The 14,349-nt window shown below is 66.6% G+C and carries 12 protein-coding genes; 4 read left to right on the forward strand and 8 right to left on the reverse strand.

Going from position 1 to position 14,349, the window contains the following annotated elements; all coding sequences use genetic code 11:
- Positions 1-9 precede the first annotated feature (9 nt).
- Positions 10-822, reverse strand: a complete 813-nt coding sequence (locus C7T96_RS12880; protein ID WP_106571635.1) for an ABC transporter ATP-binding protein — start codon at positions 820-822, stop codon at positions 10-12.
- A gap of 211 nt (positions 823-1,033) precedes the next feature.
- On the opposite strand from C7T96_RS12880, the gene C7T96_RS12885 reads away from it, so the two are divergent.
- From C7T96_RS12885 to C7T96_RS12895, 3 genes are read left to right on the forward strand one after another with little or no spacing between them, the layout of a single operon-like run.
- Positions 1,034-1,903, forward strand: a complete 870-nt coding sequence (locus C7T96_RS12885; protein ID WP_164749848.1) for an arginine deiminase family protein — start codon at positions 1,034-1,036, stop codon at positions 1,901-1,903.
- Positions 1,900-2,553, forward strand: coding sequence for a TetR family transcriptional regulator C-terminal domain-containing protein (locus C7T96_RS12890; protein ID WP_106571636.1), 654 nt, complete (start codon positions 1,900-1,902; stop codon positions 2,551-2,553). Before C7T96_RS12885 ends, C7T96_RS12890 begins: the two co-directional genes overlap by 4 nt.
- The gene (locus C7T96_RS12895; RefSeq protein ID WP_106571637.1) at positions 2,553-4,148 is read left to right on the forward strand and encodes a 5-guanidino-2-oxopentanoate decarboxylase; all 1,596 of its coding nucleotides are present in this window, start codon (positions 2,553-2,555) and stop codon (positions 4,146-4,148) included. The genes C7T96_RS12890 and C7T96_RS12895 overlap by 1 nt, the downstream gene beginning before the upstream one ends.
- Positions 4,149-4,176: 28 nt before the next feature.
- On the opposite strand, the gene C7T96_RS12900 is transcribed toward C7T96_RS12895, so the two are convergent.
- On the reverse strand, positions 4,177-5,367 hold the full coding sequence (locus tag C7T96_RS12900) for an aminotransferase class I/II-fold pyridoxal phosphate-dependent enzyme (RefSeq protein ID WP_106571638.1): 1,191 nt from the start codon (positions 5,365-5,367) through the stop codon (positions 4,177-4,179).
- The gene (locus C7T96_RS12905) at positions 5,360-6,262 is read right to left on the reverse strand and encodes a homocysteine S-methyltransferase family protein (protein WP_348627242.1); all 903 of its coding nucleotides are present in this window, start codon (positions 6,260-6,262) and stop codon (positions 5,360-5,362) included. The genes C7T96_RS12900 and C7T96_RS12905 overlap by 8 nt, the downstream gene beginning before the upstream one ends.
- 305 nt (positions 6,263-6,567) lie before the next feature.
- Here C7T96_RS12905 and C7T96_RS12910 point away from each other — a divergent pair, with 305 nt between their 5' ends.
- The gene (locus C7T96_RS12910; protein WP_106571640.1) at positions 6,568-7,278 is read left to right on the forward strand and encodes a nitroreductase; all 711 of its coding nucleotides are present in this window, start codon (positions 6,568-6,570) and stop codon (positions 7,276-7,278) included.
- Positions 7,279-7,290: 12 nt separating this feature from the next.
- Here C7T96_RS12910 and C7T96_RS12915 read toward each other — a convergent pair whose 3' ends face one another.
- The 5 genes from C7T96_RS12915 to C7T96_RS12935 form a co-directional block, all read right to left on the reverse strand.
- Positions 7,291-8,919, reverse strand: coding sequence for a hypothetical protein (locus C7T96_RS12915; RefSeq protein ID WP_146149184.1), 1,629 nt, complete (start codon positions 8,917-8,919; stop codon positions 7,291-7,293).
- Between the two features lie 137 nt (positions 8,920-9,056).
- Entirely contained in the window at positions 9,057-9,644 is a 588-nt protein-coding gene (gene soxG / locus C7T96_RS12920) for a sarcosine oxidase subunit gamma family protein (RefSeq protein WP_106571642.1), read from the reverse strand.
- Complete coding sequence (locus C7T96_RS12925) at positions 9,637-12,636, reverse strand: sarcosine oxidase subunit alpha family protein (protein WP_106571643.1); 3,000 nt, start codon at positions 12,634-12,636, stop codon at positions 9,637-9,639. The genes soxG and C7T96_RS12925 overlap by 8 nt, the downstream gene beginning before the upstream one ends.
- Entirely contained in the window at positions 12,633-12,965 is a 333-nt protein-coding gene (locus C7T96_RS12930) for a sarcosine oxidase subunit delta (RefSeq protein ID WP_106571644.1), read from the reverse strand. Before C7T96_RS12930 ends, C7T96_RS12925 begins: the two co-directional genes overlap by 4 nt.
- Before the next feature lie 9 nt (positions 12,966-12,974).
- A complete protein-coding gene (locus tag C7T96_RS12935; RefSeq protein WP_106571645.1) occupies positions 12,975-14,234 on the reverse strand; it encodes a sarcosine oxidase subunit beta family protein in 1,260 nt (419 codons plus the stop codon).
- Positions 14,235-14,349: the final 115 nt, after the last annotated feature.

Here is a 14,349-nt window from a genome sequence, read left to right on the forward strand (position 1 = left end):
TCTTTTGTCTCAGCCGACCGTGCGCAAAAACTGCTGCAAGCGATCGGATTTCGGCGCGCCGAACAGGTCTTCGGGCCGGCCTTCCTCCTCGACCAGGCCCTGGTGCAGGTAGACGACGTGGCTGGCGACCTCGCGGGCGAATTTCATCTCGTGGGTGACGAGCACCATGGTGCGGCCCTCGCCGGCGAGGTCGGCGATCACTTTCAGCACCTCGCCGACCAGTTCTGGATCGAGCGCGGAGGTCGGCTCGTCAAACAGCATGACGCGCGGCTCGACGGCGAGCGCGCGGGCGATCGCGCCGCGCTGCTGCTGGCCGCCGGACAGGAAGGCGGGGTAGACATCGCGCTTTTCGGCCAGCCCGACCCGTTCGAGCAGCGCCTCGCCGGTGGCGATCGCCTCGGCCCGGGCGACGCCGAGCACATGCACCGGCACCTCGATGACGTTTTCGATCAACGTCATGTGGCTCCACAGATTGAAGCTCTGGAACACCATGCCGAGCCGGGAGCGGATGCGCTCGATCTGGCGCCGATCGGCCGGCACCATGTCGCCGTGTCCGTCCGGTTTCAGCCGGATCTGCTCGCCATTGACGCGGATGATGCCGCTGGTGGGGTTTTCCAGGCAGTTGATGCAGCGCAGCAGCGTCGACTTGCCCGATCCCGAGCCGCCGATGATGGCGACCACCTCGCCGTCGCGCGCCGACAGCGACACGCCCTTCAACACGTGCAGGGCGCCGAACTTCTTGTGCAAGTCCTCGACATGGATCGCCTCGGCCGGCATGCCGGACGGCTCCTGGACAACGGGGCTCGCGGTGGCCGCCGTCATCGTTCGCGCTTTCGCGGCGTATCGAACACCCGCAGACCCACCCGGTGCGCCATCGCCTGTCGCATCGTTCCCCGTTTCTTTCGCCAAATCCGTGGTCGCCGTGGCGGCGGACCGGCCTTTGTTTTTCGAGGCCATTACGGCACTTGCCGGCTTGTTATGCAAGCGTATAAATACGGGCGCCCCGATTTCGCGGGCCGGAGGAAGAAGAATCGTGATGCAATACGGCTCGCAATCGATGGCCGCGCCGCTGCAAAGGGTGCTGATGTGTTCGGCTGCGACCGCCATGCGCGGCGCCGATCCGGCGCGCTGGCATTACGGGCCGCAATTCGACCCGGTGAGGGCGGCGGCTCAGCACGCCAGACTGAGCGCGCTGGTGGAAGAAGCCGGTGCGCGGATCGACTGGCTCGACGGCGCCGACGGGCTGGCCGATTCCGTCTTCACCCACGATCCGTCGCTGATGACCGACCGCGGCGCGGTGATCCTGTCGATGGGCAAGGCGCTGCGCATGCCGGAGCCGGGGCTGCACGAGGCGTGCTACCGCGCCCTCGGTATCGCCGTTCTCGGCCGGATCGAGGCGCCGGGCCAGGTCGAGGGCGGGGATTGCGTGTGGCTCGACCCGTCAACGCTTGCCGTGGGGCGCGGGGTGCGCACCAACGAGGCCGGCATTCGCCAGCTCGCCGCGCTGCTTGAGCCGCTGGGCGTGGCCGTGCACGGGTTCGATCTGCCTTTGTGGCACGGGGCCGACGCCTGCCTGCACCTGATGTCGGTGATCAGCCCGCTCGCCGACGATCTGGCGCTGGTTCACGCGCCGCTGCTGCCGGCGCCGTTCTGGCAGATGCTGCGGGCGCGCGGCGTCATGCTGGTGGAGGGCGATCCGGACGAATTCGCGGCCAGCAACGGGCTGTCGCTCAACGTGCTGGCGACCGCGCCGCGGGCGGCGATCGCGGTTGCCGGCTTTCCCAGGACGAAGGCGGCGATGGAACGGGCCGGCTGCAGCGTGGCCACCTTCGAGGCCGATGCGCTGTGCATTGCCTGCGAGGGCGGGCCGACCTGTCTGACCCGGCCGATCCTGCGGCAATGACGGCCAGCGGCCGCCGCAAGTTTCGTCGCGAAGGCGAGGGGCGCCGCCGCCGGGATCTGATCGAGGCGACGCTCGACTGCGTTGCCGAGAACGGCATCGAGGGCGCGACGGTCCGCGCGATCGCGCAGCGCGCCGGCGTCAGCGCCGGGCTGATCAGGCACTATTTTCCCGGCAAGGCGGAGCTTTTGCAGGCCGCCTATGCGGCGGTGGTCAAAAGGATGACCGACCAGGCCAAGGACGCGCTTGCCGCGCGCGATGCGCGCCCGGCCGAGCGGCTTGCCGCGTTCGTGTGCGCCAATCTGGGTCCGCCGGTGGTCGATACGCAGATTTTCGCCCTCTGGGCCGGCTTCATCGCCCGCGCCCACGCCGATACCGCACTGGCCGCCGTCCATCGGGAAGGTTATCTCGGCTTTCGCGACGAGGTCGAAAGCCTGGTCGGCGCGGTGCTGGAAGAAGCCGGCCGTCCGGCCGACATGGCGGTGTTGCGCCGGCATGCGATTGCCATCAACGCCATTATCGACGGGCTGTGGATCGAGGGCTGCATGGCCAGCAGCCTGTTCGACGAGGGCGAACTGGCAAGGATCGCCATCGCCAGCGTTGCCGCGCAGCTCGGGGTCGACCTGCCGGGCCATGAAGGGAGCGGGCGTTGATGAAGACAGTCGGCGAGGCGTTGGTTGCGCTTTTGGAGGCGCAAGGGGTCGATCTCGTGTTCGGCATTCCCGGCGTTCATACGATCGAGCTTTATCGCGGCCTTGCCGGTTCCCGTATCCGGCATGTCACGCCCCGCCACGAGCAGGCGGCGGGGTTCATGGCCGACGGCTATGCGCGCGCCACCGGGCGGCCGGGTGTGGCCTTGCTGATCACCGGGCCCGGCCTGACCAACGCCATCACCGCGATAGCCCAGGCGCGCGCCGACAGCGTGCCGATGCTGGTGATATCCAGCGTCAACGCGCGCGACAGCCTCGGCCGGGGGGGCGGCCATCTGCATGAACTGCCCGACCAGCGCGCGACGATGCGAAGCGTCTGCCTGATGTCGGAACGTGTCGAGCGGCCACAGGATCTCGGCGGAACCATCGGCCGTGCCTTCGACCGCCTCGCCACCGGCCGACCGGGCCCGGTGCATATAGAGATTCCGCTCGATGTGATGGGCCTGCCTGCCGGCGACCTGTCCCTCGAAGCCGCGCCGCGACCGGCCCCCGCGCAGCCCGCCGCGACGGAACTCGACCGCGCCGCGCAAACATTGGCGCGGGCCCGTCGACCGGCGCTGCTGATCGGCGGCGGCGCGCGCGGCGCGGCCGAGGCCGTCATGCGGTTGGCCGAACGGCTCGACGCGCCGGTGATTTCGACGGCCAACGCGCGCGGCATCATGCACGGCCATCGGCTGGCGGTGCCGGCAAGCCCGAGCCTGAAGGCGGTGCGCGCGCTGTTGGCTGACAGCGACGCGGTGCTGGCGCTGGGCACCGAGATCGGACCGACCGACTACGACGTCTATGCCGATGGCGGCATGCCGGCGCTCGCCAATCTGGTGCGGGTCGATTGCGACGGCAGCCAGCTCGAGAAAACCCCCTGCGCGGTGGCGCTCGCCGGCGATGCGGCAACCATCGCCGCGGCGCTGGTCCTGGCCCTCGGCGACGGCGGTGACGGTTCGGCCGGCGCGGGCGCCGAACGCGCCCGGCAGGCGCGAGACGATGCCTGGGACGAGATCGGGCAGCGCATGCGCACCCATGTCGGCGCGTTGGACGCGATCCGCGAGGCCGCGCCCGGCGCGATCATCGTCGGCGATTCCACCCAGGCGATCTATGCCGGCAATCTTTTTTTCGATCACGACCGGCCGGGCGGCTGGTTCAACGCCGCCACCGGCTACGGCGCGCTCGGCTACGGGCCGCCGGCGGCAATCGGCGCGGCCCTCGGCAGACCGGGCACGCCGGTCATCAGCCTCAGCGGCGACGGCGGCATGCAGTTCGTTTTGGCCGAACTCGGCACGGCGGTCGACGAGGCCGCCCCGGTGATCTTCGTCGTCTGGAACAATCGCGGGTTCCAGGAGATCGAGGCGTCGATGCGCGCGGCCGGTATCGTGCCGGTCGGCGTGCGCCCGTCGGCACCCGATTTTTGCGCCGTGGCCGCCGCCTACGGCATGCCCGCCGAGCGGATCGGCTCACTGGACGATCTCGGTGCGGCGGTGGCGCGGGCGCGGCGCGCGGGCGGCCCGGCCCTGATCGAGCTTGCCGGCGCGCCGGAGCTTTGAGGCCGGTCCGTGCCTGCTATGAGGGCGTTCAGGCGGAGCGACGCCGCTCGCCGTAGCTGGCCACAAAGCGGCGCAGCCGCTCGGCGGCCTCCCGCAGCACGTCTTCGCTCTGGCACAGGCTGATGCGGACATGGCTTCGGGCGGCCTCGCCGAAGCTGAGCCCCGGCATCACGGCGACCTTTTCGGTCTCCAGCAGACGCCATGCAAACTGCTCGCAGTCGAAATCGACGGCGGAAATGTCTAGCATGACATACATGCCGCCTTGCGAGCCGCGCACGGTGACGTCGTTGAAGCCGCGCGTGGCGTCCAGAAAGGCCTTGCGCCGGGTGGCGTAGCGCTCGGCGATCTCGTCGACGCCGTAGGCGTTTTCCAGCGCCTCGATGGCGGCTCGGCTGACGAAGTCGTTGAGGCCGTAGGTGGTGACCAGGTTGAGGCTCACCAGCCTGGCGACGAGATCGGCCGGCGCGGTCAGCCAGCCGATCCGCCACCCGGTCATGCCGTGGCTCTTGGACATCGAATTGACCACCAGTGTGCGCTCGGCCATGCCGGGCAGGGCGCGCGGAGAGACATGTTTCTTGCTGCCGGGCAAGGTCCAGTAGACCTCGTCGGAGATCAGCCAGAGGTCGTGGCGCCGGCACACTGCGGCGATCGCCTCCAGCGTGTCGGGCGAATAGACGGCGCCGGTCGGATTGTTCGGCGTGTTGATCAACAGCGTTCGGGTGTTGTCGCGGATCGCCGCCTCGATCGCTTCGGCGCGCGGCTCGAAACCGTCTTCGGCCCGCGCCTCGACCACGGTGAACTCGGCGCCGGCGGCGCGGAAGGTGCCGGGATAGGTGGCATAATAGGGCGCGATCATGATCGCGTGGTCGCCGGGGTCGAGCGTGGCCTGGGCGGCGGCGAACAGGGCGAGCTGGCCGCCGGGCGTGGCGATCACCTCGTCGGGGCGGGTGAGGAGACCGGTCGCCTGTTCGGAGATCGCGGCCATGGCCGCGCGCAGCCTGGGCAGGCCGGCAAGCTGCGTATAGTGGTGGCGGCCCTGGCGGACCGCCGTCACGCAGGCTTCGACGGTTTGGGCGGGCGTGTCGAAATCATGGTCGCCGACCGACAGCATCATGATGTCCTCGCCGGCCTGCTTGCGGGTCATGGCGGCGAAATGAACCTCCCAGCCATCCTTGCCGTGGGGCGTGATGCCGGAAATGCGGGAAGAAGGATTAGGCATGGGCTGGTCCCGTGATGGTGTGTCCGGTGTGTTCGAGTTGGCGCTTCAACTCACAAATATGATCCGGGCCGATCTCGCAACAGCCGCCGACGATCGTGGCGCCCTGCGCCACCAGCTCGAGCGCCCAGGCTGCGTAGGTGGCGGGGTCGAGATCCGTGCGCGCGGTCAGCGTGTCGACCGTGCCGCCGGGACGTAACGCGTCGATGCCGGTGAAACCGTTGGCGTAGGCCCCGAAGGGCAGGCCCGCCGCGGCGAGTTCGGAGCGCGCGGCCGAGATCGTTTCCGGCCAGCAGCAATTGGCCAGCACCGCATGCGCGCCCGCCGCGCGCGCGGCCTCAAGGCCGGCGCTGAGCGGTTCGCCCGAGCGCAGCATCGCAGAAGACGCGCCGTCCATCAGGCTGACCGCCGTCCAGACCGGTCGGCCGGTTTCGGCGGCCGCGCGGGTTGCCGCGGCGATCTCGAGGGTGGACGACAAGGTCTCGCACAGTATCAGGTCGACCAGCGGGCCCTGAATTTCGGCAATCCGCCGATAGGTGGCGAGCGCGAGGTCGAAATCGCGCGTCAGCTCCGGCCGATAGCTCGCGACCAGCGGCGGCAGACAGCCGGCAATGGCGACCGGGCGTTTCGCCGCGTCGCGCGCGGCACAGGCAAGATCGATGGCGCGCCGCTGCAAAGCGTCGAACTGCGCCGGATCGCCGTCGCGCTCCAGACGCTCGGGGGTGGTCGAATAGGCGTTGATGGTGATGACGCGTGCGCCGGCCTCAATATAGTCCTGGTGGACCCGTTCGACGATTTCAGGCTCGTCGAGCAGGATTTGCGTCGACCAGAGCGGGGTCGGCGCGGCGCGGCTGCGGGCGATCAGCTCCTGGCCCATACCGCCGTCGAGAAGGATCACGTCATGCAAACCGGCTCTCCTTTCCTGCACCCCACAGCATGGCCAGCCTGCCGGATTTGTCCACCGTGCGGTGCTTCGCTGCCGACAGGGCCTGTCACCTGACCGACGCAAGCGCGGCGTGCGGCAGGGCGCCTGCACGCAAGGTGCGGCGCGGAGTCGACCCGAGAGCGACAATATGCAAAGGAAGATGCGGTCCTGCCGAAAGGCCGTGCAATGCACGGCCGGCCGGCTCCGGCCCGACAGAGTGGCAAGGATGGCCGCGCGCCGACCGCGCGGTCGCAGCAGATTGAGGTGGGGACGGCCAGATGCTGGCGCCAGACAACCAGAACGATACCGTATTGGACGCCGATATTGTCGACGAGGCGATCATTTCGCGGCGATCGGTGCGTGCATTTCTGCCCGATCCGGTCGACGAGGATACGATCCGCGACATTCTCAAGGTCGCGAGCCGGGCCCCGTCGGGCACCAATATGCAGCCTTGGAAGGTTTATGTGACGACCGGCGACAAGAAACGCCAGATCGCCGATGCCATCCTCAATTCCGGGATCAGGGCCGAAAAGGCCAAATGGGACGAATACCGCTATTATCCCGACCAGTTTTTCGAGCCGTACCTGTCGCGTCGCCGCGCGGTCGGGTTCTCGCTCTACGGCCATCTCGGCATCGGGCGCCGCGACGTCGACCAGATGCGTGCCCAGCACGACCGCAATTTCGTCTTCTTCGACGCGCCGGTCGGCATGATCTTCACCATCGACCGCCGGCTGAACCAGGGATCGTGGATCGACTACGGCATGTTTTTGCAGAACATCATGGTCGCCGCGCGCGGCAGGGGGCTGCATACGTGCCCGCAGGCGGCGTTCGCACCCTATCACCGCCAGATCCGGCCCGTGCTCGGCATCCCCGACGAGGAGATCGTGGTGTGCGGCATGGCGCTCGGTCACGAGGACACCTCGAAGCCGGAAAACAAGCTGCGCACGGAACGCGCCGCTCTCGATGAGTTCGTCACCTTCGTCAAATAGGCGCGGCCGGCCTCACGGCATGGCCTTCAACGCGGACTGGAACCAGCGTTCCTTGCGGATATTTTCAAGGTCCTTGTCGTTGCCGATATAGTCCTTGTCCGGCAGCTTGCCGTTCTCGGCGGCGTGAAGGAACATGTTTTTGCAGCCTTCGATGTCGTTGACGACCGAAAGGAAGCATATGTAGTTGTAAGGCTTGCTTTTTCCGAATTCTCCGAAGCCGTTCCAGATCTCGTCCACCTTTTTACGATAGCGGCCGTCTTTGCGGATTTTGTACATTTCCGAATATGCGGAAATGATGTTGTATCCCATTTTGTCGGACCGTTTCCTGTGCGGCGTGCCCCAGTACAGTTCCAGCGCCGATTTCAGGTGTTTTTCCTTTTTTGTAATGTGATATAGCAATATGAATATGTTTATCTTGTTGTTCAGGTAGTCGTTTTTCTCTTCGATCGATATCGCCTTGTTGATATTGCGAAGGGATTTTTTCAGGGTCGCGGCCTTCTCACCCTTTTCCTCTATTTTTCCGTTGGCGACAGCCACCCACAATTTGTAGCTCACCTCCGAGTAGGACCAGGACACGATATTGCGATGGAAGGGGGAGGAGAGGACGCCGTGTTTGTTCCTCGACCTTTCGAACCGTTTGACGATGTCGTCGAAATTCATCGACAGGATGGACTGTTCGAATTTGGGTAGCCTGCCGTAATCCTTGTTCCAGTCATGGTCCATCTGCTCGATCTTCGTTTTCGAAAAATATTTCAGATCGATCGACTGCTGGTCGGCGCCCGGGCGGAAGGTGGAGATGTTGTCGATGAAGGTTTTGAGCCGTTCGAGCGGCCTGGTGACGATCATGGGCGGCCACTCGTTGAGTTCGATCGCCAGCGAAACCATGAAGGCGTCGAACTCGATATTGCCCAGATAATCGGCGGCCGGATGGGTGAGGATCTTGTTCAGATGCGGCCGGGGCGACGATTCGTGCCCGAGCCAGGTGAGATATTCCGCGCCGTCATATTGTTTTTGAATGGTCTGGAAAACATTGTCGGATTCGCCGCTATAGCCGATTGCGAACAGTGGCGAGTTCGAGAGGGTAAAATCGAGCATCGGCTTGATGTTTTTCGAGTGATCCCGATTTTCCTTTTCGGTATTGAGTTGAATGAAGCCGTAACTCTGGCCATGAAGATGGATGATCGACGGAAATACGAGGTAGTTCGTGTTGACCGTTTTCGTCGCCGCGATGTCGTAGATCGCCGGACTGAAACCAACCAGGCTGCAGGCTATCTGGAGCTGCTGGTCGAAATTCAGGCTGAGGACGGCGTCGACATAACCTTTTTCGAGGAGTCGGGCGAGGGCGAGATAACCCCAGCTTATCTTGGCCTCCTCGGTTATGGATATTATCAGGTCGCGCCGCTCGTTGCGCGGGAGCAGGTCTATCGCTTTCCTGTAATTTTTCCTGTCTTCCTCGGGAAGATTGTTGAAAGAATTCGGAAATTTTTTCTCGATCAGGGACAATATGCCTTGCGCCGTCGGTATGCCGCAAGAAATTGAGCACCCCGCTCCGATCAGAAAATGAGCGGGCCGACCGCGAGAATAGGCCGCCCTGATCTTTTCCGCGCAAATTTTCGCGGCAAGACTATTGTATTCATCCATGTGATCGTCCCGTCCCGGGACGAAATATGCGTTTGCGACTGTTTGGTGTCAACAACACAGCGTGCGCCGCATCCGGACTCATGTCGCGGTGCTTCGAAGGCCTGCCGACGGCTCGCGCGCGGGCAAAGCGCGGCTTGTCATCCGACCCTGTATCCGGCTTCCTCGCTCGCATGGCACAGTGCCGTCCAGAAGGCGCGGGCGAAGGAGCGGAAGACGTAGAGGTCGAACTGCTCGGCGCCGGAACGCTGGATCTGGGCGAAAATGTCGTGATGGCTGGTCGCGCGGCCGGCGCCGGGCGGAAAGGCGGTCTGCGAAAAGTCGAGCGCGAAGAACTTTGCCAGCACCCATTCGGCCTTCGGTCCGGCCAGGCGCAGCGCCGTGCGGCCGTGCGACAGGTCGGTGACCGTGCCGGTGTCCACGCTGATCGCCGCGCCAAGGGCGGCGGCGAGCCCCTCCTTCTGGTCCACGACCACAAACGTGCCGGGCGCGATGCCGAACGCGGCCTTGGCGCCATCGACCCGCCCGGCGCCGGCGCCGTCGGCGAGCGCCAGGCCGGTAACCGACTTGATGGCGGCAATCAGCGTCTTTTCCCGGCCGGGCCAGGCGGCGAGCTGGACGATCGAGCCCGGCCGGGTCTCGCTCAGGACGAGACCGGTCTCGCCGGCCGTGTTGGGATAGGCGCCCGGTTTCCAGGCCGCGCCGAGCGGCGACACGGGTTCAACCATGCATGCGGCTCCCTTCCGGATCGTAGAAATGGTGGCTGACGATCTCGACCGGCCCGAAGCGCTTGCGCAGCGGGTCGGAGACGAAGGCGCGCGTGCCGTGGCGCGTCTTGCCCCCCTTGACGAGCGCCAGCGCGATATATTTGCCGAGTGCGGGCGAATAGCAGCCGGCGGTGACGTGGCCGATCGAATCGCGCAAGGCGGCGGGGTCGTCGTGTTCGACGATATGGGCGCCGCCGCCGAGCGGCCTGTCGTCGAGGGCGACGATGCCGACAAGGCGGATTCGGTCGTCGTCGCACAGGCCCTCGCGATCCATCATCATCGATCCGGCGAAGGGTTTTTTCTTCGACAGCATCCAGTCGAGATAAAGATCGCGCGCGGTGGTGCGCCCGTCGATCTCCGCCCCGGTCACATGGCCCTTTTCGATACGCAGCGTCCCCAGCGCCTCGAGCCCGTAGGGCACGATGGCGAACGGTTTGCCGGCCTCCATCAACGCTTCCCACACATGCAGGCCGTGGCCGGCGCCGCAATAGACCTCGTAGGCGCGCTCGCCGGAAAAGGACAGGCGGCAGATCATCACCGGCACGCCGTCGATCTCGCCGCGGACGATGCCCATGAAGGGCAGGGTGTCGTTGTCGACGGCCGTGCCGGTGACGCAGGCGGCCAGCACGTCGCGCGAGCGCGGGCCCGAGACGGCGGCGCCGGCCCATTGGTCGGAGACGGAGGTGAGCGTCACCTTCAGGTCGGGCCAGACGATGTCGAGATAATATTCGAGCTGCTGCATGACCTTGCCGGCATTGGCCGTGGTGGTCGTCATCAGGAAATCGGTCTGCGACAGGCGCCAGGTCGTGCCGTCGTCATAGGCCAGCCCGTCCTCGCGCAGCATCAGCCCGTAGCGGGCCTTCATCACCGGCAGGGTGGAGAATTTATTGGTGTAGACCCGGTCGAGGAAATCGGCCGCGTCGGGCCCCTGGACCATGATCTTGCCGAGGGTGGAGACGTCGACGATGCCGACCCCGGCGCGCGTGGCGGCGGCTTCGCGCACATAGGCCTGCTCGACCGTCTCGCCGCGCCCGCCATAGATCATCGGCCGGTACCAGAGCCCGGCCGCATACATCGTCGCGCCGTTGTCGACATGCCAGTCGTGCATCGGTGTAAGCCGGTCGGGCCGCAAGTCGCCGTAGCGCTCGGCTGCAAGCGCGCCCAGCGAGACGGGGGTGTAGGGCGGGCGGAAACGCGTCGTGCCGACCTCGGGAATGGTCGTGCCCAGCGCGTCGGCCATGATCGCCAGCCCCGGCACGTTGGACGTCTTGCCCTGGTCGGTCGCCATGCCGAGCGTGGTGTAACGCTTGAGGTGCTCGACGGAGACAAAACCCTCGCGGTGCGCCAGGCGCACATCCTCGGCGGTGACGTCGTGCTGAAAGTCGACGAAGGCCTTGCCGGCCTTGCCGGACGGCTGGATCTCGAACACCGGCGCGGGCGCGATGTCCAGTTCCGCGGCCTCGACCCTGGGCTGCGCGGATTTGCGCGGCGCGCGGCCGCCGGACGCCTTGGCACCGGCTGCAAGCCCGTCGGCGAGCGCGGCGGCGGTCGCGAAATGGCCGGCAAAGGCGCCGGCGCCGATCCAGTTCTGGGTCGGCTCCGGCGGCAGGAAGGCCTGCAGCGCCTCGTCCCATCGCGGCGCCGTGCCGGCCTGGCTCGCCAGATGGATCGCCGGCGACCAGCCGCCCGACATCAACAGGCAGTCGACCGCGATCTTACGCGGCTGGCCGGTGATTTCGCCCTCGCGCAGGCGCTGGACGGCGATCTCGCGGATCGCCTTGCCGCCTTGCGTGCCGGTGACGGCGTGGCCGGCAACGAGCTCGGCGCCGGCCCGTTCGGCCAGCGCCCGGGCGGCCGGCGAGACCGTGTCGCGCATGTCGACGATGGCGGCTATTGTCGCGCCGGCCTCGGCCAATGCCGCGGCGGCGCGATAGGCGTCGTCGTTGTTGGCAAAGAGCGCGAGCCTGGAGCCGGCGACGACGCCGTATTCCCGCAGCAGACGCACGGCCGCGTCGGCGAGCATCACGCCCGGCCGGTCATTGCCGGGAAAGACCAGCGGGCGCTCGAACGCGCCCGTCGCCAGCACCACCGCGCCGGCGCGGATCGTCCAGTGGCGATGGCGCGGCTCGCCCCTGTCGGGCGCCGGCTTGTGATCGGTGACACGCTCCAGCGCGGCCAGCGTGTTGCCGTCGTAATAGCCCCAGACCGTCGTGCGCGGCAAAAGCCGCACCGTGTCCAAGGTGCCGAGCGCCTCGATTGTCCTTTGCGCCCATGCGGCGGCCGGCAGGCCGTCGATCGTGTCGCCGGACCATTTTGCCGACCCGCCCGGCACCGAGTCGAGATCGGCCAGGATGACGCGCTTGCCCGCTTCAGCGGCGGCTTTGGCGGCCATCAGCCCGGCCGGTCCGGCCCCGGCGACGAGCACGTCGCAAAACGCGTTCATGCGTTCGTAGCGGTCGGGATCGGCGTCACGGCCGGCCCGGCCGAGGCCGGCGGCGCGGCGGATGAAATGTTCGCACGCCATCCAGACCCGCGTGCCCTTGAGCGGCCCGACGACCGGGCCCATGAAGGTCTTGTAGTAAAAGCCGGCCGACAGCAGCCCGCCGGCGAGCTGGTTGACCGCGCCGGCGTCGACATCGAGCGAGGGAAAGCGGTTTTGGCTTTCCACCGTCAGGCCTTCGTGGATCTCGATCTGCGTGGCGGCGATATTGGGTTCGCGCACCGTGCCCTTGAGCACGGTGACCAGCGCGTTGGGCTCGTCGACGCCGGCGGCCAGCAGGCCGCGCGGGCGATGATATTTGAACGAGCGTCCGAAAAGCCTCACGCCGTTGGCCATTAGGGCGGAGGCGAGCGTGTCGCCGGGATGGCCCTGATAGGCCTTGCCGTCGAAACTGAAGCGGATCGTGCGGCCGCGGTCGATCCGGCCGCCCTCGGCGCTGCGGCGCGGGCTCATGGTTTTTTCCCTTTGGCCGGTCCGGTCTTCGTGCGGCCCTTGGCCGCCCGCCGAGGCGCTTGCGGCGTCGCGCCTGGGGCGCCTGCGAAGGCGACGCTTTCAATGGCGTGCGTCAGGGTCGAGCGCACGATCAGCAGATGTTTGCGACAGCCGCCGGCATGCTGCCAATATTCGCGATGCGGGCCTGCCGGATTGGCGCGGTCGTAGACATAGGCGTTCCAGCGCGCCTGATCGGTGTCGTGCTGGTCGGGGCGCGGCCGGTTGGCGTCGCCCTGGTAGGAGAACTCGGCGAGGTCGCGCGGACCGCAATAGGGGCAGGTGATCAGCATCGGGCGATCCTAGTGAAGCTTGGGCGTGGCGCCCTGGCCTTTTTCGTCGATCAGCGCGCCGCGATGGAAGCGCTCGAGCGTGAACGGGGCGTTGATGGCGTGCGGGGCGTCCTTGGCGATCGTCCAGGCAAAGGTCCAGCCCGAGGCCGGGGTCGCCTTGAACCCGCCGTAACACCAGCCCGAATTCAGATACATGCCCGGAAGCGGGCCGGTGGTGATGATCGGCGAGCCGTCCATCGACATGTCCATCACGCCGCCCCACGAGCGCAAGAGCCGCACCCGGGCAAGGCCGGGAAACAGCGCCACCATCTCGCTCATCACCTCTTCCACCACCGGCAGGTTGCCGCGCTGGGCGTAGGAATTGTAGCCGTCGATGTCGCCGCCGAAAACGAGGCTGCCTTTGTCGGACTGCGACATATAAAGATGCCCGCCGCCGAACGTGACCACCGTGTCGACGAAGGGTTTTAGCGATTCGGTGACGAAGGCCTGAAGGACATGGCTTTCGATCGGCAGCGTGTCGATGCCGGCCAGTTTCATGACGCGGCCGGTCGAGCCGGCGACGGCCACGGCGATCTTCTTGGCCCGGATTTCTCCGCGCGTGCTTTTCACGCCGACGACGCGATCGCCCTCGCGCAGGAACCCGGTGACCTCGCAATTCTCGACGATGTCGACGCCGCGCCGGTCGGCGCCGCGCGCATACCCCCAGGCGACGGCGTCGTGGCGTGCCGTGCCGGCACGCGGCTGCAGCAGGCCGCCGACGACGGGAAAGCGGGCGGACCTGCTCAGGTCGACGCCCGGCACTTTTTTGGCGATCTCGGCCGGGGTGAGCCATTCGGCATCGCCACCGCCATGCAGCATGGCGTTGCCGCGGCGGATATAGTCGTCGGCCTGGGCCGGCGAATGGGCGAGATTGAGGATGCCGCGCTGCGAGAACATCACATTGTAGTTGAGGTCGTGCGCCAGCTCCTCCCACAATTTCACGGAGAAATCATAAAGGCGGATCGATTCGGGCAGCAGATAGTTGGAGCGCACGATGGTGGTGTTGCGGCCGATATTGCCGGAGCCGAGCCAGCCCTTTTCCAGCACCGCGACATTGGTGATGCCGTGCTCCTTGGCCAGATAATAGGCCGTGGCCAGCCCGTGACCGCCGCCGCCGACGATGACGACGTCGTAATCGGACTTCGGCTCGGCCTTGCGCCAAGCCGGTTTCCAGTCGCGATTGCCGTGCCACGCATGCTTGAGAAGAGAGAGGAGGGAATATTCGGCCATGATGCCTGTCCGGTCGCAGTTGGCGCGACACTATAGGCACGCCGGCCGGTCGAAAAGCCAGGAATACGCCGTCGCCTTTCGCTGGACCGACCAGGCCTTCCCCGTCCCGACGGGA

This window comes from Nitratireductor sp. StC3 (assembly GCF_003015025.1).
In the GTDB taxonomy this organism is placed as follows: Bacteria; Pseudomonadota; Alphaproteobacteria; order Rhizobiales; family Rhizobiaceae; genus Mangrovimarina; species Mangrovimarina alexandrii.